Below are 21,700 nucleotides of genomic sequence, written 5' to 3'. Positions count from 1 at the left end.
CGGGTCACCTACAGGGGCGCGGGGCTGTGACCTGTGCGCGGCTCCGCCGCGGTGGGCGCGACCGGGGGACGCCGGGTCACCTACAGGGGCGCGGGGCTGTGACCTGTGCGCGGCTCCGCCGCGGTGGGCGCGACCGGGGGACGCCGGGTCACCTACAGGGGCGCGGGGAACTGCGCGAGAAGCGGGCACGGTCCGCGGACGACAACGGGTTTTGGGGGCGCGGGGAACTGCGCGAACGGCCCCGCACGCGCAGGTGGCCCGGGTCTTGGGGCGAGCCCCGGGCTACCTAGGGGGCCCGCACGCGTAGGTGCCCCGGGTCTTGGGGCGAGCCCCGGGCTACCTAGGGGGCCCAGGGCGTTCCCGTGCCCGGGACGAGGCGGCCGGACTTCACGTACTCGCGGCGCGCCCCGGCCCGAACGTCCGCGACGGACACCGCGGAACCCCGCCCCGCCGCGAGATACCCCGCCGTCACCGCCGCGGAGCGAATCGCCCCGCCCGCCAGCTCGAACTCCTTCGCACACGCGTCGAGTTCCGCGTCGAGACCGGGCTCCTGCGGCACCCCGGCCAGACAGCTCCGCCACAGCATGGCGCGCAGCGCCACGTCCGGGAACGGGAAGTCGACCACCAGGTCCAGCCGCCGCGTGAACGCCTCGTCGATGTTGGCCCGCAGGTTCGTCGTCAGGACCGCGATCCCGTCGAACGCCTCCAGCCGCTGGAGCAGGTACGCACTCTCCAGGTTCGCGTACCGGTCGTGCGAGCTCTTCACCTCCGACCGCTTGCCGAACACCGCGTCCGCCTCGTCGAAGAGCAGCACCGAGTCCGTCCGGTCCGCCTCGACGAAGATCTTCTCCAGGTTCTTCTCGGTCTCGCCGACGTACTTGTCGACCACGGACGACAGGTCCACCACATACATGTCCAGGCCCAGTTCACCCGCCACGACCTCCGCCGCGAGCGTCTTGCCCGTGCCGGAGTCGCCCGCGAACAGCGCGACCACCCCCCGCCCGCGCCCGCCGCCCGTCCGCAGCCGCCACTCCCCGAGCACCCGGTCCCGGTGCCGGGCCCGCCCGGCCAGCTCGTGCAGCATGGTGAGGGGCTCCTCCGGCAGCACGAGGTCCGCGAAACCGACGGCGGGCCGCACCCGGCGGGCGTGCCGGTCGAGCAGCGGCGCCGACAGGAGGCGGGCGCTGCGCTGGACGTGCGGCAGACCCACCGGCGTCCCCTCGAACCCGGCGAGCGCCATCGCGCCCCGCGCGGCCCGCCGCACCTGCCCGGCGCCGAGCCGGTAGGGGCCGACCGCCTCCGCCAAGTCGCCCTCGTAAGAAGGGAGTTCCTCGGTCCAGGCCGTCAGTGGATCGGTCTCGACCGTCGTGTCCTCCAGGGCGAGCAGCGCCGAGCCCGGGGCCCACGTCGGGTCGTAGGGGTCGGTCCCGGCGAACACCACGGTCACGTCCGGCGCCGTCAACTCCCTCACCAGCGGCCCGGGCTGCTCGTCCGGCAGCTCGACGACCACGGCCGTCCCGGCCCCGCGCAGCCGCGCCTCGCGCAGCAGGACGCGGGCCGCCACCGGATCGGCGCGCTCGGGCCGGTGACGCAGGACGGGCCGCCCCGCGCCGCGCAGCGCCGAGGTCACCGCGTCCGCGCCGCTCCCGGCCCGGCGCTCGCGCAGATGGACGGCGACCGGATCGGCGGCGAGCGCTATGCGCGCCGCGAGGCCCTCGGTGGGCGCGGTCCCGCCGGCTGGCAGCAACTCCACGTAGGAGTGCGACAGTTGGCCGTCCATCGTGTCGTCGCCCAACAGATGGGCCACCACCCGCTCCGGCACCCGCAGAGCGCGCCCCGGCAGCGGCCGGTCCTCGTCCTCCAGGGTCACGAGGCCGCCGGTGATCAGCGGGGCCGCCGTGTGCACCCGGGCGCGCGCGGCCGGGTCGTGCGGCCCGGTCCCGGCGAGTTCCAGGGCGAGCGCCACCGAGGCCCGGCGGCGGCCCACGTCGTCGTTGAGGTAGCCGTACAGCGGCTCGAAGCGGCGGTCCACATCGGGCGCGAGTGCCGCCACCAGGAGCAGCACGTCCAGCTCGACGAGCCCGAAGCCGCGCGCCAGCTCGGCCAGCCGGTCGCCCGGAGCGGGCGTGAACGAGCTGTCCGGGGAAGGGAGTTCGGGCGCGGGGGCGTTGGCCAGACGGGTGGCCGTCTCCGCCGAGACGTACAGGCCCCGCAGCGGGTCCTGCGCCGTCGGATCGTCGGCGGAACGGGCCTCGACCAGGGCCGCCACCGACGTACGCAGATGGTCGAGCCGGAGCAGCAGGGCGTGGGCGGCCTCGTTCACCGGGCACCACCCTTGCCGCGCGCAGCGTCGCCCCGCGTACCGTCGCCCCGCGTACCGCTGTCCCGTGTTCCGTCGCCCCGCGTACTGCCGTCCCGCTCACCGGCGTCGGGTGGTGCGGCTTCCGTACCCGCACCCGCACCCGTACCGGTACCCGTACCCGTGCCACCGCTCCGCGAGCCCCGCATCAGGCGCGGCTTCGCGTCGGCGGGGACCCCGTCGCGGCCGCGTACCGTGATGATGCCCTCGGTGACCGGCGGTGCCACCGGGTACACCGGCGTGACCGGGAACGGTGTCGTGATCACCACGTCGAGCGACGGCTTCAGCTCGCCGCCGAGCGCCGACCAGATGTCGGCGAGCGAGCGCGACTCGGCCGGCGGCACCGCGACGGTCAGGGGTATGGACACGTTGTACGCGTCGAGCGCGCGCGGCACGAACTCCTGCGGCATCATCTCGTGCGGCAGCAGACACGCCAACGCGCCAGAAAGCAACCGGTGTTCGTCCTCAGGGCGGCTGGTCCACGCGGTGAGCAGGTAGGACAGGCGGTACCAGCGCGGCGGCTGGCGCCTGCGCAGCACCACGCCGTTGGCGTCCCGCTCCGCGTACGAGCCGCGCTCGCGGCGGGCCACGTCCTCGCGGATGTCGTACAGATAGGCGTTGAGGGTGGGGGTGTTGCGCCGGGCCGCCCAGTCACGGGTGGGGGCCTCGAAGACGACCTCCCCCGTTCCCTCGGGCAGCGCGCCGCCGCGCAGGATGCGCCGCAGCGCCTCGTCGATTTCGTGGATCATTGAGCCAGTTTCCCGAGTTCCCGGACACGGCCGCACCGCGGGGGTGCGACGGTGAGTGAGCGGTGCGGGCCCGCGGCGGCCGGGTCCGGCCGGGACCGCGGGCCGTGGCGGCTAGATGTAGCCCTCGCGCAGCGCGTAGGCCACGGCGTGGGCGCGGTTGGTCAGTTGGAGGCGGGTCATCAGGGCGTGCAGGATGTTCTTGACGGTCCGCTCCGAGTAGGCGAGCTTCTCCGAGATCTGCCGGGTGTCGAGCCCCTCGGCGACCAGGCGCAGCACATCCACCTCGCGCGGCGCCATGCCGAACAGCGGCGCGGCCGAGGACGATCCGGCGGAGGCGGAGGTGGTCTCCGAGCGGCGAAGGCGTCCCACCTGGACGAGCAGCCGGCTGATCAGGTCCGGCGGCAGCTCGCCCTCGCCGCGCGCCGCGCTGTGCACGGCCTTCAACAGGCGCTGTTCGGTGGCCTGGTGGCGCCACAGGATGGCCCGCACCCCGTACTCGACCACCGTCAGAAGATCGGGTTCGCGCAGTTCGCGGGCTATGAGCACCACGCGCTGCTCACCGCCGCGCACCACCCGGCGCAGTTCGGCCGACGCCGCGTCGTCGACCTGGTCGACGAGCATCACGGCGACCGCGGGGTCGGCGGGGCGGCCGTCCGTCTCACGGGGCTCCCGGTTCTCCCGCAGGACCTCCACCGTCGGCTGGTGCTGGAGATGACTGATGACCCCGGCCCGGCTCAGCGGATCGGAGGCGTGAACGGTCACCGTGACACGATTCGCGAGCAATGGCATTCCCTGTCCTTTCCTTCCCCGTGCTAACCGACCGGCCCAGCCTGGTCGGCCCCGATCAACAGCGAATCAACAACCGTTGAATGGGCCACGGATACTGCCAAGAACAGTCGAAGTCGGCAGGAAAAGTGGTGCGGGGCCCGGGACGCGTACCGGTCCCGGGCCCCGCACCGATCAAGGCACCGCCCTACGCGGGCTTCTCCTCCAGGCGGGGGAAGAGCACCGCGCCCTTGGTGACCTTCGCGCCCGGGGCCAACGCGCCCCACGTGCCCGCGTCCTGGACCCGCTGGCCGGCGAGCGCGCCGAGCCGGTCCTCCGCGCCGAGCGACTCCCACAGCTTCTGCGAGGTCTCCGGCATCACCGGGTTGAGCAGCACCGCGACCCCGCGCAGCGCCTCGGCCGCGGTGTACAGGATGGTCGCGAGCCGGGCCCGGCCCTCGGCCGATGCGTCCTTGGCGACCTTCCACGGCTCCTGCTCGGTGAGGTAGCCGTTGACCTGCTTCACGAAGTCGAAGACGGCCAGGATGCCGCCCTGGAAGTCGAGTTCGTCGCCGATGCGCCGGTCCGCCTCGGCGACCGCCTTCGCGAGCCCCTCCTGAACGGCCCGCTCCGCGTCCCCGTCGGCGGCCGAGGCGGGCAGCTCCCCGCCGAAGTACTTGCCGACCATCGCGGCCACCCGGGACGCCAAGTTGCCGTAGTCATTGGCGAGTTCGGAGGTGTAGCGGGCGGTGAAGTCCTCCCAGGAGAACGAACCGTCCTGGCCGAAGGCGATGGCCCGCAGGAAGTACCAGCGGTAGGCGTCCACGCCGAAGTGCGAGGTCAGGTCCTGCGGCTTGATGCCGGTCAGGTTGGACTTCGACATCTTCTCGCCGCCGACCATCAGCCAGCCGTTGGCCGCGACCTTCCCCGGCACCGGAAGCCCGTTGGCCATCAGCATCGCGGGCCAGATGATCGCGTGGAAGCGCAGGATGTCCTTGCCGACCAGGTGCACGTCGGCCGGGAAGATCTCCTCGAAACGGGCCTGGTCGGCGCCGTAACCGACTGCCGTCGCGTAGTTGAGCAGCGCGTCCACCCACACGTAGATGACGTGCTTGGTGTCCCACGGCACCGGCACGCCCCAGTCGAACGTCGACCGCGAGATCGACAGGTCCTGGAGGCCCTGCTTCACGAAGTTGAGCACCTCGTTGCGGGCCGACTCGGGCTGGATGAAGCCGGGGTTCGCCTCGTAGAACTCCAGGAGCTTCGGGCCGTACGCGCTCAGCTTGAAGAAGTAGTTCTCCTCCTTGAGGAGCTCCACCGGCTTCTTGTGGATGGCACACAGCTGGGTGCCGTCCTCGCCCTCGATCAGGTCGCCGGGGAGCTTGTACTCCTCGCAGCCCACGCAGTACGGGCCCTCGTAGCCGCCCTTGTAGATCTCGTCCTTGTCGTACAGGTCCTGGACGAACTCCTGCACCCGGTCGGTGTGCCGCTTCTGGGTGGTGCGGATGAAGTCGTCGTTGGCGATGTTCAGGTGCTCCCAGAGCGGCTGCCACGCCTCGCCGACGAGCTTGTCGCACCATTCCTGCGGGGTGACGCCGTTCGCCTCGGCCGTACGCATGATCTTCTGGCCGTGCTCGTCCGTGCCCGTCAGGTACCAGACCTTCTCGCCGCGCTGGCGGTGCCAGCGGGTGAGCACGTCACCGGCGACGGTGGTGTAGGCGTGGCCCAGGTGGGGGGCATCGTTGACGTAATAGATGGGCGTAGAAACGTAGTACGTCGGCGAAGGCATGCGCTGAATCCTATCCGCCGCGGTCGCCAGGCCTGCCCGGGATGTCCGGATGCCGGACGGCTGCCGGACGGCTGCCGGGCGGCTGCCCGACGGTTGCCGGACGCCCCTGCGCGATGCGGAGAGGTTTGCGAAACACCCCCTGTCGTAATAAGGACGCATCCTGGGACGGAAGGGGGCACGTGCACACGAAGGACGAGAACATGCGGGTACTGGTCGCCGAGGACGAGGAGGTCCTCGCCGAGCTCGTCGCCACCGGCCTGCGGCGGGCCGGCTTCGCCGTGGACACGGTCTACAGCGGTGACGCGGCCCTGGCCTACCTGGGCCTGCACGACTACGACGTGGTGGTCCTGGACCGCGACCTGCCGCGCGTGCACGGCGACGAGGTGGCCCGCCGACTCGTCGCGGACGCATCGCGCACCCGCATCCTGATGCTGACCGCGTCCGCCTCCATGGAGGACCGGGTCGAAGGCCTCGACCTCGGCGCCGACGACTACCTGGGCAAGCCCTTCGAGTTCCCCGAGCTGGTCTCGCGGGTCCGCGCGCTGCGGCGGCGCAGCGCCCGCCCGGTCCCGCCGGTCCTGGAGCGGCACGGCCTGAGCCTGGACACCGTGCGGCGCACCGCGCACCGCGACGGCCAGGAGCTCGACCTCTCGCCCAAGGAGTTCGCGGTGCTGCAAATCCTCCTGGAGGCCGACGGCGCGGCCGTCTCCGCCGAGGAGCTCCTGGAGCGCGCCTGGGACGCCAACGCCGACCCCTTCACCGGTGCGGTCCGCGTCGCCATGAGCAAGCTGCGCGGCAAGCTCGGCGAGCCCGCGCTCATCCGTACCGTCCAGGGCGTGGGGTACGCGCTGTGAAGGGCCGCCGCCAGTGATCAGGACCCGTATCGCGCTGATCTTCGGTGGGGTCTTCCTGACGCTCGGCGCCGCGCTGCTCGCCGTCGTCAACCTGCTCTCGCGGGCCGGCACCCAGGAGCAGGCGACCGCGATCGCGACCCGCGCGACCACCTTCCACATGCCGGGGACGTCCGCCTACTACCGGACCGAGGGCGGCACGGCCCTCGAACCGCTCACCGTCTACCGGCTCAGCGCCGACGTCAGCGACGCCGCCTCCGACCAGACCGCGCTGTGGTCCACCCTCGCCCTGGTCGCGATCGCGCTGCTCGCGGTCGTGGTCGGCTGGTGGACGGCAGGACGGCTGCTGCGACCCGTGCACGTCATGACGGCCCGGGCGCGCAGGCTGACCGCGAGCAATCTGCACGAGAGGGTGGGCGCCGCCGGGCCCGACGACGAACTGAAGGAGCTCGGCGACACCATCGACGACCTGCTCGGCCGGCTCGAAGCGGCCTTCGACAGCCAGCGCCGCTTCATCGCCAACGCCTCGCACGAGCTGCGCACCCCGCTCGCGACTCAGCGCGCCGCGATCCAGATCGGCCTCGACGACGAGGCGAGCCCGGCCGACCTCGCCCGCACCCGTACGACGCTGCTCGACAACAACCGGCGCAGCGAGCAGCTCATCGAGGGGCTGTTGATGCTGGCCCGCAGCGAGCGGGGCCTGGAGCTGCGCGAGGAGGTGGACCTCGCGGAGGTGGTGCGGGAGGAGTCGGCGCGCTACGACACCGTGAAGGTCGACGCGCCGGCGCCCGCCGTGGTGCGGGGCAATCGGGCGCTGCTCGCCCGCCTCACCGCGAACCTGCTCGCCAACGCGGTCACCTACAACGAACCGGGCGGGCCGGTCGAGGTCACCGTGTACGGGGGCCGGCTCGTGGTGGCCAACCCCGCGGGGCCCGAGGTCGCGGCGGACCGGATCCCCGCCCTGTTCGAGCCGTTCCGGCGCGGCGAGGGTCGGGACCGGATGGGGCCGGGGGCGGGCCTCGGCCTGTCCATCGTGCGCTCGATCGCGGTGGCCCACGGCGGCACGGCCACGGCCGAGCCCGGCGCGGAGGGCGGGCTCACCGTGACCGTCTCGCTCCCGAAGGCGACCCGGCCGCGCGTTACGGGCGGTAGGAGCTGAGCAGCCCGCGGTAGACCTCGGCGTCGCTCAGCTCGCGGGGCGCGGGCCCGGCGTGGAAGAACCCGACGTGGCCGTGCTCGCCCTCGGCGGTCCGCAGGAAGTCGAACGCCTTGGAGTCGTCCTCGCCGAACGCGACGAACTGCCAGTACAGCGGCTTGTCCGAGACGTCGGTGAGGGCCTGGCGGGCGGGCAGCTTGGCGTCCGGGGCGCCGTCGGTCTGGAACACGACGAGCACCGGCCCCTCGTGCCCCGACTTCTCGACGTGCTCGACGACCTCCTCGACGGCCCGGTGGTAGCTGGTCCGGCCGAGGCGCCCGAGCCCGGCGTGCGTCTCGTCGACGACGCCCTCGTACGCGTCGAGGGTCACGTCCACCGACCCGTCGATGTCGGTCGAAAAGAACACGGTGTGCACGGTGGCCTCCTCGTCGAGGTGCGCGGCGAGGGCGAGTACCTGCTCGGCGAGGCCCTGGGCGCTGCCGTCCTTGTAGTACGGCCGCATCGACCCGGACCGGTCGAGCACGAGGTACACCTTGATCCGGGCCCCCGTGAGCCCCGCCTTCTTGAGCGCGGCCCCGGCGGCCTTGTACGCCCCGGCGAGCCCGGGCGCCCGCGACTTGACCCGGGCGGCGGAGACGGCGGGCTTGGCGACGACGGGCTCCGCCTGGACGGGCGCGGGCTCGGGTTCCGGCGCGGCTTCCGCCTGGACGGGCTCGGGCTCGGGCTCGACGACAGCGGCAGTCTGCGCGGGCTCGGGCTCGGGCTCCGTCCGTACGGGCTCGGGCTCGACGACAGCGGCAGCCTTCTCGGGCTCGGGCTCGGGCTCCGTCCGTACGGGCTCGGGCTCGGGCTCGGCAACAGCGGCAACCTTCTCGGGCTCGGGCTCCGCGACCGGCTCAGCCGGTACGGGCTCGGGCTCCGGCGCTGCCTCGGGCTCCGGCTCGGCGACGGGTGCGAGCTCGGCCTTTGCCCGTACGGGCGCTGCCTCGGGCTCCGCCGACACGGGTTCGACCTCGGGCTCGGGCTCGGCCTCCGCGATGGGCTCGGCCTCCACCACCGCCGGCTCAGGCTCCGGCTTCGCCTCCGAGCGCGGCTGGGGCACCTCGGCGGCCCCCGTCGCGCCGGCGGCGGGGGCGCGGCCCGAGGACGAGCCGTCCTCCGGGGTTCCGGCGGAGGACGAGCCGTCGCCGGGGGTGCCGGCGGGCGGGCGGGGCCCGTCGAACGCGGCGGCGACGAGTTTCTCCGCCGGGGACAGGTCGTGCCGCCCCGGCGCCGGGACGGAGGCCGAAGCCGCCTCGGCCGGCACCTCGATGGCCTTGGCAGGCGCCTCGGCGGCCTCGGCGGTGCGTTCCGTCTGGGGCGGTACGGAAGCCGCCGCCGGCTCGGCACGCTCCGTGCCTTCGCGTCCGAACACCTTGCGCAGCAAGCTCCGAATGCCCATGGGCGAGGCCTTTCGCATGAGTTGGGTGCGATGAGTACCGCACTGCGCCACAGATCCGGGAGCAGATCCCTGGCCAGCGCAGACACGTAAGGTTAGCGACCTGGTGGGCTAACTCGGCGGAGCGCCCCCGCGCCAGCGCCCGATCTGGCGGGCGGGATCCCCCGTGTAGACCCAGGGCGCCAGGGCGATCCGCTCGCCGAGCAGCCCGACCAGAGCCGTGCCCTCCCGGGTGAGATCCGCGCAACAGGCCGCGTGCGCGAGGTAGTTGAGCTCGGCGGCCTCCTCCGCGCGGATGGGCCCGGGGACGCGTCCGCCGAGCCAGCGGTCGTAGGTGCGCAGGAGCTCGGTCACGGCCAGCTCGTGGTTCCAGTGCTGCCCGAACCCTCGTACGGGCCGCCCCTTCGCCGCGTCGGAGACGTACCGGTACTCCTCGACGCGGGCGATCTGCACGAGGACGGGCAGCGGGGAGCCGGCCGGGGCCACGCCCGCCGCGTCCCGCGCGAAGTCGTACATCGAGCCGTGCGTCCCGTGCCAGCGCGCCGAGAAGTAGCGCAACATCTGGACGTGGCCCTCCAGGTGATACGGGTCGCGCCGGCGCAACTCCTCCCACCAGCCGCGCAGTTCGCTGCGTGCCACCCCGCCCTCGTACAGCCGCACCACGCTGAGCAGCGAGGCCCAGGGGGTCGGGTCGGCGGGGCGGGCGTCGGCGGCGCCGAGGCAGGCCATGACGGCGACGTCGATGCGGTCGCGGTCGGTCGCGGTGCCCCGTCCGGCCGCGATGGCGCCGTTGAACACGCGGGTCACCTCGGTCGCGGCCCGCAGGACCGCCGCGTCCGGGCTGTCCGGTTCGGCGGCCCGCCAGGCCTCGACGACGGACGACCCGGCGGCGGCGTTCGCGAGCGCCCGGATCCGGTGGGTGCGCAGCGGCCAGTGGTCGCCGGTGGCCCGCAGCAGGTCGCGTACGCCCTGCCAGCGGCCGATGACGATGTCGTGCCGGGCCGTGGTGAGCGCGCGGTCGCCGAGGTCGGCGTCGAAGCGCAGGTCCGCCTTCCGGTCGGACCGGCGGCGCAGTGCTGCCATCCGTGTCCGCCTCTCAGAAGTCGGTGGGGTGCCCGGCGTTGGCGTAACTGGGGCCCTGGGTGGGCGAGTTGGGGGTGCCGGCACCCGCCTCGAAGGAGCGGGTCGCATCCAGGCGGGCGGGGCGGTAGTAGGCGCTGCCCCGGCGCCAGTACCAGAACATGGGGACGAGACCGGCGGCCAGGCTGCCGATGCCGATCGTGACGGCGGCGGCGCTGAGCCGGGTGAGCGAGGCGCCGAAGACGCAGAACATGAAGACCGAACCGAGCAGCGGCCAGAGGCCGCCGAGCAGGAAGGAGCCGAGGGACTCGGTGAGGGTCCTGCGGTAGGCGACGACGGCGGCGAGTCCGGCGAGGCCGTAGTAGAGGGTGGTCTGGAGGCCGATCGCGGCGAGCGCGTCGGCCATGATGTCGCGTACCGAGCCGAGCGCGTTGGAGGCGACGAACAGGAGCAGGGCCACCGCCCCGACGACGAGGATCGCGACCCACGGGGTGTTCCAGCGGCGGTGCACGGCGCCGAGCGCGCCCGGCATCGTGCGGTCGCGGCCCATCGCGAACAGGGAGCGGGTGACCTGGATGAGGGTGGTCTCCAGGGTGGCGATGGTGGAGAGGATGACGGCGAGCACCATGAGTCTGCCGCCGAAGCCCGGCCAGACGCGGTCGCCGAGCAGGGCGAGGACATTGCTCTGGCCGGCCTCGATCTCACCACTGGTGAGCAGGACGTTCACGGCGACGGTGTAGGCGACGAACAGGGCGAAGACGACGGCGACGCCGACCAGCGCGGAGAGCCCGGCGGTGCGGCGGCTGTCGCGGGTCTCCTCGCTGAGGTTGCTGGTGACGTCCCAGCCCCAGTAGTAGAACGCGGCGATGAGGGTGCCCGCGGCGAACCCGGAGACCCCGTCGAAGTGGCCGAAGCCGAGCCAGGCCCAGTCGAACGCGACGACCCCGCCGCCTTCCCCGATGTGGACGAGCGCGCCCACGCAGAAGCCGCCGAGGATCGCCAACTCGATTCCGGATACGAGGAGTTGGGCCCGTGCCGAGAGCCGGGCGCCGCCCAGGACGACGGCCAGCATCAGCAGGAACCATCCGGCGCCGGTGGCGGTGGCGAGCCCGGTGTGGTGGGCGAGGGCGGGGTCGAAGAGGCCGAGGGTCAGCTGCCCGGCGGGCAGCGAGCCGGCCACCATGAACAGGGTCGCGGCGACGACGAGCGCCCAGCCGCTGATGAAGCCGAGGAAGGGGTGCAGGGTGCGGCCCACCCAGGAGTAGGCGGCCCCCGCGTTGACGTCGATCCGGCCGAGCCGTCCGAAGGCGAGCACGATCCCGAGCATGGGTATCGCGCAGTAGAGCAGCGCGGCCGGGCTGGCGAGCCCGACCGCCGCCACGAGGACGGAGGTGGTGGCGGCCAGCGAATAGGCGGGCGCGCTGCCCGCGACCGCCATGACAACGGTGTCGAACGTGGACAGTACGTTGGGTTGCAGTCCTCTGCCACCGGTGCTGTTGCTCATGGCCCGAACATCCTTTGACGGCACGACATATGGCGGTATGTCAGAAACTCCGGGCCTTGCGGCGCTTTGCGGTACCACGACAACCCGAAGTCGACGGCATCGTAGTCGCCGCGCCCTGCCGCCAGTGGTCTGGACCGGACAGCTCGGGCGCTAGGGCAGGCCGCGCTCCGTCAGCCAGCTGCGGTACGGGGGCGAGTGCGAGGCGGCCTCCCAGTACGCCGACGCCAAGTCCGCCCCGACTCCGGCCAGTTCGCCCCCGTATGCCCCACTGCGCACCGCGAGGAAGAGCCGCACACCCAGCGGGTCGCCGCGCAGCGGGCGTACGGCCATGTCCGGGCGCGGAAGGGAGGTGGGCTGGCACAGCGTGACCACCTCGCCGGTGGCGACCAGTCCTGCCGCCGTCAGGTAATCGCCGTGCAGCACACGGGGGTTGAGCCCGGCGGCGTTGAGGACGCGGCGCAGACCCTCCCATTCGCCCTCCACGCTGGGGTCGATCATCCACTGGTCGGCGGCCAGATCGGCCAGGTCCACGATCGCCCGGTGGGCGGCAGGGTGGCCCACGGCCAGACACACGAACTGCGGCTCGCGCTCCACGAGCGTACGGATGTCGAGCCCCGGCGGCAGCCGCAGCGGACAGCCCTCCACCTCGTGCACGAAGGCCATGTCCAGTTCGCCCGCCGCGACCCGGCGCAGCAGCGCGGTGGCCGAAACCGCCACCTGGAGCTCGGTCTCGGTGCCCGGCAGGCGCTCGCGCAGCCGACGCAGCCAGCCCGGGATCGCACGGCTCGCGGTGGAGCCGATGCGCAGTCGCGGTCCGCCGCCGGTGCGGGCGGCCGCGGCCCGGGTCTCGGTGACGAGCGCGCTCAGCGAGGCGAGCAGCGGCCGGGCCCGGCCGACCACGCCCTGCCCAAGTGCCGTGGGCACGCAGCCGGTTCGCTCGCGCGAGAAGAGCTGTCCGCCCAAGGTGTTCTCGATGCGCCGCAGTTGGTTGGTCAGGGCCGGCTGACTGGTGCCGAGCGCCCGTGCGGCGCCGTGCAGACTGCCGGCGTCGGCGATCGCGCACAGCAGCTTCAGATGTCTCACCTCCAGGTCCATGCGGCAGAGGTTAGGGCGCGCTAAGTCTTTCCACCAGATGTCCAAAACCGCTCTGATACGCGGGAGTTATCGCAGATCGGCATCATTCCCGTACGCCGCTGTGGCCTCCAGAATCACCGGGAACACCCCCACCCGTGGCCGGCCCACCCAGCCGGACGCGGATCCCCCCAACGATTGGTAACCCCCCATGAGACACCCGCGTACCTTCGCCGTGACCGCTGCCCTGGGCCTGGCCCTCGCCGGTTTCGGCGCGATCCCCGCCACCGCCGCCACCCCCACCTCGGCTCCCGCGGGCGCCGCGCACTACACCGCCGCCGGCAAGCACTCGGCCGCCAATGACCAGGCGTTCTACGACGCCGTCATGAAGTCGGTCGCCAAGAAGCGGGCCGCGAACCCGCTGGCCGCGGCGGTGACCGTGTACTACAGCACCTCCAACGCGCCGAGCTTCCGCTCCCAGATATCGCAGGCCGCGCAGATCTGGAACGGCTCGGTGCAGAACGTCCGCCTGGCCGAGAGCAGCTCCGGCGCGGACTTCCAGTACTACGAGGGCAACGACCCGCAGAACGGTTCGTACGCCTCGACCGACGGGCACGGCAACGGCTACATCTTCCTGGACTACGGCCAGAACCAGCAGTACTACTCGGTGCGGGTCGTCGCGCACGAGACCGGGCACGTGCTCGGTCTGCCCGACCACTACTCCGGGCCGTGCAGTGAGCTCATGTCGGGCGGCGGCCCCGGTACGTCGTGCCGCAACGCGTACCCGAACGCGACGGAGAAGTCCCGGGTGAACAGCCTGTGGCGGAACGGGCTCGCCTCGGCGTTCAAGCCGGCGGCGTAGGCCTCTGGCAGCATGGGGGGATGACGTCCGTCTCCCCTCGCCGATCTTGCCCGTCCTGCGGTCGGTCCGTCGCCGTGGTGGCGGGCAAGTTCGTACGCCACGATCCGCGTACGCATGAGGGTGCGGAGCTGAAGCTCTGCCCTTCTTCGAAGCGCCGGGCACCCTTGGATGCCACTCAGCGAACCCTGGCGGCCTTCGAGCTTGCGCCCACGCCGGGGCAACTCCCGCTGTTCTGAGTTGGGTTCGGCCCGGGGGGTTTGCCCACCCACCCGCCCGTGCGGCCGGGTTGACGGGTTCGGCCCCTGGGGCTCCGCCCCAGACCCCGGGGGGTTTGCCCACCCTCCCGCCCGTCACTCGGGGTTGAGGGGTTCGGGCCCTGGGGCTGCGCCCCAGACCCCCTTCGAGGGGCTGCGCCCCTCGAACCCCCGCAGGGGGCTCCGCCCCCTGCACCCCCGTTCGCGCCTAAAGGGCGCTCGTCCTCAATCGCCGGACGGGCTGAAGGCGGCCGATGCGGGCCCGTGCCGATCAGCCGGACGGGCTGAAGTGCCTTGGTGCGGGCCGGCGCCAAGGCATTTAGGGGCGCGGGGAACTGCGCGAGAAGCGACCGCGATCCGCAGACGAAACGGGGTTGGGGGCGCGGGGAACTGCGCGAACGGCCACGCACGGTGGGCGGCCGGGAACGGTGTTGGGGGCGCGGGGAACTGCGCGATCAGCCACACACGACCCGCACCCGAAAAAAGCAGGCCCGGAGCGCAGCCCCCGGAACCCACCACCCCTCATTTCACCCCCGGAGGGTCTAGGGAAGGGGCGGGGAGGGGCCAAACCCAGCGCCTGGGGCAAAGCCCCAGCGCACCCCGGGCCAGCGCACCCCGGGCCAGCGCACCCCGGGCCAGCGCACCCCGGGCCAGCGCACCCCGGGCCAGCGCACCCCGGGCCAGCGCACCCCGGGCCAGGGCAAGTCGGGCAGCACACCCCGAGCCGACACCCCCGCCCGGCGCCCCCGAGCCGACACCCCCGCCCGGCGCCCCCCGGGGCAAGAGGGGACAGCCCGCCCCCGCAGGGGGCTAGGGGCGCGGAGAGGTGATGGCTCGGGCCGCGCGGACCTCTTCGCGGAGGGGGGCGAGGACGCTCTCCGCGGGGCCGGGGAGGGCAACCGAAACCCCCACCAGGTGGGGACTGCGACGCAGCCCGCCCGCCAGCTCGCGGAGCTGGACCGCGACCTCCTCGACCTCCCCGGCCGCAGGCCACGCCGCCCCGTGATTGACCCGAACCCGCGCCGCGGTCGTCGCGTCCACGATGCGCTCGACGGCGACGACGAGCGGCCACCACGCCGCCGCCCGTGCCCCCATCGGCGGCGGCTCCGTCAACGCCCGCTGGAATTCGCTCCGTACCGTCGACAGGTCCCGGTAGAGCCGGCGCCGGCGCCGGACCCGCTCCGCCCGGTCGTCCTCCGAGCCGAACGCGTACTCCACGTACTCCGCCGTCGCGGACACCGCCTCCGCGAGCCGCGCCCCGATGCGCGTGTGCCAGCTCTCGGGCCACAGCAGGTACCCCGCGACCAGAGCGATCGCGCAGCCGATGAGGCTGTCCCACAGGCGCGGCATCACCAGGTTGAAGCCCTGGTGGTTGAGGACGTCGGAGAGCAGCAGGATCACCGGCGTGATGGCGGCGGTCTGGAAGGCGTACCCCTTCGCGGAGAACGCCGGGATCAGCGCCGCGAGCACCAGCATCACCGGCACGTCCCACCACCCGCGCGGCGCCTCCGCGAGGACGGCCGCCGCGATGACGAGCCCGCCCGCGGTGCCGACGGCCCGCGTCAGGGCGCGGGCGAAGACCGATCCGAAGTCGGGCTTGAGGACGAAGACGATGGTCAGCGCGACCCAGTACGACCGCTCCACCGGCACCACCGAGACCAGCACCTGCGCGAGCCCGATGCACAGGGCGAGCCGCAGCCCGTATCGCCAGGAGGCGCCGGAGAGCAGGACGTTGCGGGCCGCGCGGCGGAACCGGATGCGCAGGGCCGCGGGACGCCCGAGGCGGTCGTCGATGTTGGTGTGGTCGGGATCGGGGTGGTGCACCACGGCGAAGGCGTGCCGCAGCGCCGAGTCCAGGGCACGCTCGGCCGGAGTGGTGGGCCCGGGCAGCTCGGGTTCGACGGTGTCGGTGCGCCCCTCGTCGACCGCGTCCGCCAACTGCCGTACGGCGGACGGGATCGCGGGGTCGACGCCCCAGCCGCGCAGATGCACGGCGGGGGCCGCTTCCACGATCGGGATGAGCACGTTGAGCTGGGCGGAGAGCCGCACCAGCTCGCCGCGGCGCCCGTGTTCGCGGGCGCGCCTGCCGAGGATGAGGTCGTACGCGGTGTTGAGGGAGTTCGTGACGTCCCGGCGTCTGGTGTCGTACGCGTCGGTCGCCGCAGCCTCGATCGACGCGGCGACCGCGCGGTACGTCCCCGCGACGGCGTCGCGTTCGGGTTCGGTGCGCCGCAGTGGCCAGGCGAGCAGGCTGAGCAGCAGGACGAACAGGCCGCCAAGGGTGAGCAGGAGCGGTGCCTTCCACCACGGGCCCGGCATCGGCAGGCCCGCCCCGACAACGGCGTTCAGCAGGAGCAGCAGACCCGAGACGGAGGCGACCGCGCCGATGGAGGAGATCATCCCGGACACCAGGGCCACCAGGGTCAGTGCGCCGACCGCGAGCCAGCCGTGCCCGAAGACGAGGCTGCCGACGGTCACCCCGATCGCCCCGTACAGCTGCGGCACCGCGATGTTGAAGATCCGCATCCGGTACGCGTCGGCGGTGTCGCCGATGACTCCGCTGAGTGCGCCCATGGAGGCGAGCGCGCCGTACGCGCTCTGCCCGGTCGCCACACCCACGGCGAGCGGCGCGGCCATCGCGATCGCGGATCGGGCGACCGCGGGCCAGGGGATCGGCGCCGCCGTCGGCCGCAGCCCTCCGATCAGCCATTCCGGCGGCCCGAGCCGCCCCTGCCGCCCGCGCTCTGCCGCCCGCTTCCGATCAGCCATGAGCACACGACACCGTAAAAAGATCACTTGGTGCAAACGGGACGCCCAACAAAACCGTAAAAGTTGTCCACAGCCTGTGGATAATTTTTACGAATCTGATCACGCGGTGGCAGCACCGCTCCCGGATCATCCCCGAGATGCCCGTCCCGCACGGTGGAACCCGCCCCGCCCCGCGCGCCGCCCGCCCCGCGCGCCGCCCGCCCCGCGGCCTGTGGATATCGCGGTCCTAGCCGCCGTACAGGCTGAGGCCGACCAGCAGCGCGCGGTGGTCCGTGCCGCGCAGTTCCAGGAAGCGGGCGGACGTCGCCTTGAAGTCGCCGCTCACCAGGACGTGGTCGATCTGAGTGCGCAGCGGGGTGCTGCGGTCGGCCGGCCAGGACCACGCACCGGACTGCCCGGTCATACGCGCACTGTCGTGCAGGGCGCCGGCGTCGAGCACCGAGCGGAACAGGGCGTGGTCCTGGGTGGCGTTGAAATCCCCGGCGACGATGACCGGATCGCCCTTCGCCGACCGGGCGAACTCCCTTATCCTGCCCAGCTCTTGATGCCATTTCGTGTCGTCGCCGGGCAGCGGCGGCGAGGGGTGCGCGAGCTGGATCCGTACGTCCCGGCCGCCGATGGCGACCACCGCGCCCGGCATGGCCATCACCGACTCGATGGGCTCGACCGCCCGCAGCGGGAACCGGCTCAGGATCGCGGAGCCCGCCGAGCCGTCCTCCCGTACGACATCGCGGTACGGATAGTCCGCCTTCGGCAGGTCGGCGGCGAGCGCGTCGGCGCAGCGGAAGCTGCACTCCTCGACGAACACGAGGTCGGGCCGCTCGCGCTTGACCGTGGTGATCAGATCGTCCGTCGCCCAGCCGAACTCGGTGTTGGAGGTGAGGACGTGGAACTCGGCGAGGATCGAGCCCTTCGGCCGGGTCGCGTCCGCGCCGTACGGCTGGGTGTACCAGCCGGTGACCGCGAGCACCGCGACGCCCCACACCATGCCGGCGCGCCACCGCCCGAGCGCGGCGCACACGAGTCCGGCACCGCCCGGCACGAGCAGCCACGGCAGGAAGGCGAGGGCCTGCGGGACCGGGGTGATCCCGTCCGAATCGACGACCCGGCAGCCCACCACCACACTGACCCCGGCCAGGAGCAGGGCCCCGGCCAGCGAGGACACCGCCCGCCAGGGGTGCCGGCGCCGCCCGCCCGCCCCATGGTCCCGGTCCGGCACGGTTCCGGCGCCCAGGGTTTTGGTGCCCATGGTGTCCACGGCGGCCCGCCTCCCGCTAGCTGGTCACAGAGCTCGCATCCTCCCTCAAGGACGGGCCCCCGTCCGGCACGGTTGCTCAAGCCTTTGCGTGAGCCGCTGCGCGGCCGGGGCCGACCACCGGCTTTCTGGTGGCGCCCGCGCCGTAAGGATCGGGCTCGCTACTCCGCCGGTGCCGGTCCTGGACGGGGCGCTTCGGCGGCTCGCCGCTCTCGCCGCCACGGCCGGCCCGTGAGCCAGGCCCCGAGCGCCAGGGCCAGCCCGAACGCGAGGACGGCCCAGGCCGCGGTGCTGAGGAAGTCGGTGAGCGCGTCGTAGACCGCACCCGCCGCCGACGGATCGGAGTCCGTGGGCAGCCCGTCGAGCGTGAGCTTGCGGCCGAGGGACACCAGCACCCGCAGCACCACGGCACCGACCGCGAGCCCGAGCCCCACCCCGACGAGGGCGCGTCGGCGGCGTACCGCCGCGAGCACGGCACCGACGGCGGCCACCAGACAGCCGACCGCACCCCAGACCCCGATGCGCTGGAGCAGGCGGAAGACGGTTCGGACAGGGCCGAGTTTCGTCGACTCGACGACGGTCAGGTCGGTGTGTTCCACGGGAATCCTGTTCGCGAACGGCACGCCCTGTGCCACCAGTTGACGCTTGACCTGCTCGACGGCGGGCGCCAGGTCGATGCGTACGTCGTTGCCGCCGCCGTTCTTCGTGAGAGCCGACACGACGCTCGCGTGCGCGGCCCGGTTGGCGGTGTTCCACACGCCCTGGAAGGCGGAGGTGGTGGTGAAGGAACGGACCGCCCCGCCGACCAGAGAGGCCACCGAGTCCTGGAGCGGGCCGACGTCGACGTTCTTCATGATCGCGTCGGTGACCCGGCCGGTCACCTCGCCGCGCACGGCCTCGTTGCGGGCGAGCGGCGCCATGGCGGCGACGTACCGGCCGCTGTCGCCGATCTCCGTCTTCGTCCAGGCGGCGATCGCGCCGAGCGGGACGAGCACGGCAGCGACCACGATCAGCACCGCGGACAGGAAGCTGCGCACCCGTCCACGTAATCCCGGGTTGCCGGGCGGCGCGCGCGGGTGTGGGCTATATGGGGGACGCACCTATGGGTCCCTCACCTATGGGGCCCCGTTCACGGGCCCCGACCTACCCGGCGTGGCGGGTCCCGTTCATGGGTCGCGTTCCCGGGGCCCGTTCATGGGCCCCGGTACGGGCCCGGCCGGCGTTCCGGGCAAGTGGAAGTGGAAGGAGTGCCGCCATGGCCGCACACGCTTCACACGCTTCGGCACCCATGACGAGCCGGCCCACGGCTCGCCACCCGAGCAGGGCCGCCATCGCGGTCCCCGTCGTCCTGGGCGTGGCGTACGGGATCTGGGCCGCCGGCATCCAGCGCAACGGCGGCAACGGCGTGATCACCTGGGGTCAGGTCGTTCTGGGCGTGGTGGCGGGAGGAGTCCTGATCGCCCTGGGCATCGGCCTCCTGCGCATCCAGTCCGCCCTGCCCCGCGAGATCCGCGCGGCGGCGTACGGAACGCTGTTCGGCTGTGCGATGGGGTTCCTGTACAGCCTTTCCGACCACAGTGTGCTGCGGTCGGTCGGGATAGGAGCGGCGCTGGGAGCCGCGATGCTCCTGACGGCGTTCTATGTGTTCTACACACACGAGAACTGACCGGGGTGTGGGCCCGCGCGAGGCCCGGGGTGACGTTGGACCCTGGGCCACGGCCGGTCACCGGGCTACAGTGAACCCATGACGTCCGCAGCGCAGCACCGCTCTCACCTCTGCTGGTGGCGCTCCTCCTAGGAGCGGCCACGACACACACGCGCGACATCGTCACCCGGGCCGTTCCTCACTGGACGGCCCTTTTCGTTGCCCTCGCGTCGCCCTCGCCGGGATTCCGCAGTGGCCACCGCCGTCCAGGCCCGCCATTGCCCTTCCCCTTCCCCTGCCTCGCGAGGAGCCCACGATGACCACGACCACGACTACGAACACGACCACGACCACGACTGCCCATCAGGCCCAGGCGGTCGCCGCGCCCGCCGCCTTCCCCGTCGCCACCCCGGTCACGGACCGCACGGTCACGGACCGCCCGGCCAAGGACCGCATCCTGACGGGCGACCGGCCCACGGGGCCCTTGCACCTCGGCCACTACTTCGGCACGCTCCAGAACCGGGTCCGCCTCCAGAACGAGGGCGTGGACCTGTTCCTGGTCATCCCGGACTACCAGGTGCTCACCGACCGGGACGTGGCCGACCGGCTCACGGAACACGTCGAGGGGCTGGTCCTGGACTACCTGGCGGCGGGTGTCGACCCGTCCCGCGCGACGGTCTTCACGCACAGCGCGGTGCCGGCGCTGAACCAGCTCCTGCTGCCGTTCCTGAGCCTGGTCTCGGTCGCCGAGCTGGGCCGGAACCCCACGGTGAAGGACGAGATCGCGCACTCCCGGCAGGCGGCCGTCTCGGGCCTGATGTTCACCTACCCCGCGCATCAGGCCGCCGACATCCTGTTCTGCAAGGCGAACCTGGTGCCGGTCGGCAAGGACCAGGAGCCGCATCTGGAGCTGACCCGGACGATCGCACGCCGTTTCAACGAGCGGTACGGGCCGGTCTTCCCGGAGCCGCGCACGCTGCTGTCCGAGGCGCCGCTGCTGCTCGGCACGGACGGTACGAAGATGAGCAAGAGCCGGGGCAACTCCATTGCGCTCAGGGCGAGTTCGGACGAGACCGCGCGGCTGATCCGGGGCGCGAGGACGGACGCGGTCCGGCGGATCTCGTACGACCCCGAGGGGCGGCCGGAGGTGAGCAACCTGGTGCTGCTCACGGCCCTCTGCCAGGGCCGGTCGCCGTACGAGGTGGCGGCGGAGGTGGGGGACGGTGGGGCGGCGAGGCTGAAGGCGGTGGCCACGGAGGCGGTCAACACCCACCTTGCGCCCCTGCGGGCCCGGCGGGCCGAGTATGCGCAGGACCTGTCCTACGTACGGGGGTTGCTCCGTGCGGGGAATGTCCGGGCGAACCAGGTGGCCGAGCGGACCTTGGCGGAGGTCCGCGAAGCGATGGGCTCGCCTTCCTGACCCGGCCCGCCTGGGCTCTGGCCCGGGGGGGTTGCCCACCCTCCCTCCCGTGCGGCCGGGTTGATGGGTTCGGCCCCCTGGGGCTCCGCCCCAGACCCCGGGCACTTTGCCCACCCTCCCGCCCGTGGCTCGGGGTTGAAGGGTCCAGCCCCTGGGGCTGTGCCCCGGACCCCCTTTGAGGGGCTGCGCCCCTCGGACCCCACCCCCTGCAAGGGGCTCCGCCCCCTGCACCCCCGTTCGCGCCTGAACGGCGCTCGTCCTCAATCGCCGGACGGGCTGAAGGCGGCCGATGCGGGCCCGTACCGATCAGCCGGACGGGCTGAAATGCCTTGGTGCGGGCCGGCGCCAAGGCATTTAGGGGCGCGGGGAACTGCGCGAGAAGCGACCGCGATCCGCAGACGGAACGGGAGTGGGGGCGCGGGGAACTGCGCGAGATGCGGGCACGGTCCGCAGTCGAATGAACTCTCGCCCGGAGGGTCTGGGGAAGGGGCGGGGTGGGGCCGAAACCGGGGCCGGGGCAGAGCCCCGCGCACGCCACCAGCCCGTGGCCGAAACCCCCCTCGTCCGAGCGGCGGAGACGGATGGTTCCACGGGTGGATGCCGCCACGGCGCCCCCTGCGAGAGGCTCGAAGCACGGGGGAACACGGGGGATACGGGGAAGTGGCGGCGGCCTTCTACGGCTCGGTCGCCGCCACCAACTCGCCTCAGGGTAAGGCGAATAGGTGGCGGGGGC

16 protein-coding genes are annotated in these 21,700 nt (G+C 72.9%); 5 read left to right on the top strand and 11 right to left on the bottom strand.

The window, feature by feature from the left end; all coding sequences use genetic code 11:
• Window positions 1-340: 340 nt before the first annotated feature.
• The 4 genes from ACFYNP_RS02035 to metG form a co-directional block, all read right to left on the bottom strand.
• A complete protein-coding gene (locus ACFYNP_RS02035) occupies window positions 341-2,323 on the bottom strand; it encodes an ATP-binding protein (RefSeq protein WP_388781731.1) in 1,983 nt (660 codons plus the stop codon).
• Window positions 2,320-3,108, bottom strand: coding sequence for a DUF4255 domain-containing protein (locus ACFYNP_RS02030; RefSeq protein WP_388781729.1), 789 nt, complete (start codon window positions 3,106-3,108; stop codon window positions 2,320-2,322). Before ACFYNP_RS02030 ends, ACFYNP_RS02035 begins: the two co-directional genes overlap by 4 nt.
• 111 nt (window positions 3,109-3,219) lie before the next feature.
• Window positions 3,220-3,897: a response regulator transcription factor gene (locus ACFYNP_RS02025; protein ID WP_199846687.1), complete on the bottom strand. Its 678-nt coding sequence runs from the start codon at window positions 3,895-3,897 to the stop codon at window positions 3,220-3,222.
• A gap of 184 nt (window positions 3,898-4,081) precedes the next feature.
• On the bottom strand, window positions 4,082-5,662 hold the full coding sequence (gene metG / locus ACFYNP_RS02020; RefSeq protein ID WP_388781726.1) for a methionine--tRNA ligase: 1,581 nt from the start codon (window positions 5,660-5,662) through the stop codon (window positions 4,082-4,084).
• A gap of 200 nt (window positions 5,663-5,862) precedes the next feature.
• On the opposite strand from metG, the gene ACFYNP_RS02015 reads away from it, so the two are divergent.
• Entirely contained in the window at window positions 5,863-6,516 is a 654-nt protein-coding gene (locus ACFYNP_RS02015) for a response regulator transcription factor (RefSeq protein WP_167159723.1), read from the top strand.
• Between the two features lie 13 nt (window positions 6,517-6,529).
• Complete coding sequence (locus tag ACFYNP_RS02010) at window positions 6,530-7,672, top strand: sensor histidine kinase (RefSeq protein ID WP_388781723.1); 1,143 nt, start codon at window positions 6,530-6,532, stop codon at window positions 7,670-7,672.
• Here the strand turns inward: ACFYNP_RS02010 and ACFYNP_RS02005 are convergent.
• The 4 genes from ACFYNP_RS02005 to ACFYNP_RS01990 form a co-directional block, all read right to left on the bottom strand.
• Window positions 7,653-9,110, bottom strand: coding sequence for a VWA domain-containing protein (locus ACFYNP_RS02005; RefSeq protein WP_388781721.1), 1,458 nt, complete (start codon window positions 9,108-9,110; stop codon window positions 7,653-7,655). The two genes, ACFYNP_RS02010 and ACFYNP_RS02005, sit on opposite strands and share 20 nt — an antisense overlap.
• Window positions 9,111-9,218: 108 nt before the next feature.
• Window positions 9,219-10,190 carry a hypothetical protein gene (locus ACFYNP_RS02000; protein WP_388781718.1) on the bottom strand — a complete coding sequence of 324 codons (972 nt, stop codon included), beginning with the start codon at window positions 10,188-10,190 and terminating at the stop codon, window positions 9,219-9,221.
• A 13-nt stretch (window positions 10,191-10,203) separates the two neighbouring features.
• Window positions 10,204-11,691, bottom strand: coding sequence for an APC family permease (locus ACFYNP_RS01995; protein ID WP_388781716.1), 1,488 nt, complete (start codon window positions 11,689-11,691; stop codon window positions 10,204-10,206).
• A gap of 150 nt (window positions 11,692-11,841) precedes the next feature.
• Window positions 11,842-12,786, bottom strand: a complete 945-nt coding sequence (locus tag ACFYNP_RS01990; RefSeq protein ID WP_388781713.1) for a LysR substrate-binding domain-containing protein — start codon at window positions 12,784-12,786, stop codon at window positions 11,842-11,844.
• 187 nt (window positions 12,787-12,973) lie between these two features.
• Between ACFYNP_RS01990 and snpA the strand changes: the two genes are divergently transcribed.
• Complete coding sequence (gene snpA / locus ACFYNP_RS01985) at window positions 12,974-13,624, top strand: snapalysin (protein WP_388417794.1); 651 nt, start codon at window positions 12,974-12,976, stop codon at window positions 13,622-13,624.
• A 1,064-nt stretch (window positions 13,625-14,688) separates the two neighbouring features.
• Here the strand turns inward: snpA and ACFYNP_RS01980 are convergent.
• The 3 genes from ACFYNP_RS01980 to ACFYNP_RS01970 form a co-directional block, all read right to left on the bottom strand.
• A complete protein-coding gene (locus tag ACFYNP_RS01980) occupies window positions 14,689-16,647 on the bottom strand; it encodes an FUSC family protein (protein ID WP_388781711.1) in 1,959 nt (652 codons plus the stop codon).
• 226 nt (window positions 16,648-16,873) lie between these two features.
• Window positions 16,874-17,896 (bottom strand): endonuclease/exonuclease/phosphatase family protein, encoded by a 1,023-nt coding sequence (locus ACFYNP_RS01975; RefSeq protein WP_388781710.1) that lies wholly within the window; start codon window positions 17,894-17,896, stop codon window positions 16,874-16,876.
• Between the two features lie 167 nt (window positions 17,897-18,063).
• Complete coding sequence (locus tag ACFYNP_RS01970) at window positions 18,064-18,939, bottom strand: hypothetical protein (protein WP_388781707.1); 876 nt, start codon at window positions 18,937-18,939, stop codon at window positions 18,064-18,066.
• Window positions 18,940-19,157: 218 nt separating this feature from the next.
• On the opposite strand from ACFYNP_RS01970, the gene ACFYNP_RS01965 reads away from it, so the two are divergent.
• Window positions 19,158-19,568 carry a hypothetical protein gene (locus tag ACFYNP_RS01965; RefSeq protein WP_388781704.1) on the top strand — a complete coding sequence of 137 codons (411 nt, stop codon included), beginning with the start codon at window positions 19,158-19,160 and terminating at the stop codon, window positions 19,566-19,568.
• A 295-nt stretch (window positions 19,569-19,863) separates the two neighbouring features.
• Window positions 19,864-20,967: a tryptophan--tRNA ligase gene (trpS, locus tag ACFYNP_RS01960; RefSeq protein WP_388781703.1), complete on the top strand. Its 1,104-nt coding sequence runs from the start codon at window positions 19,864-19,866 to the stop codon at window positions 20,965-20,967.
• The last annotated feature ends 733 nt before the right edge of the window (window positions 20,968-21,700 follow it).

Source organism: Streptomyces sp. NPDC006691, from assembly GCF_042869955.1.
In the GTDB taxonomy this organism is placed as follows: Bacteria; Actinomycetota; Actinomycetes; order Streptomycetales; family Streptomycetaceae; genus Streptomyces.
The sequence above is the reverse complement of the archived record's forward strand: the minus strand, read 5'-3'. Positions and strand labels throughout refer to the sequence as shown.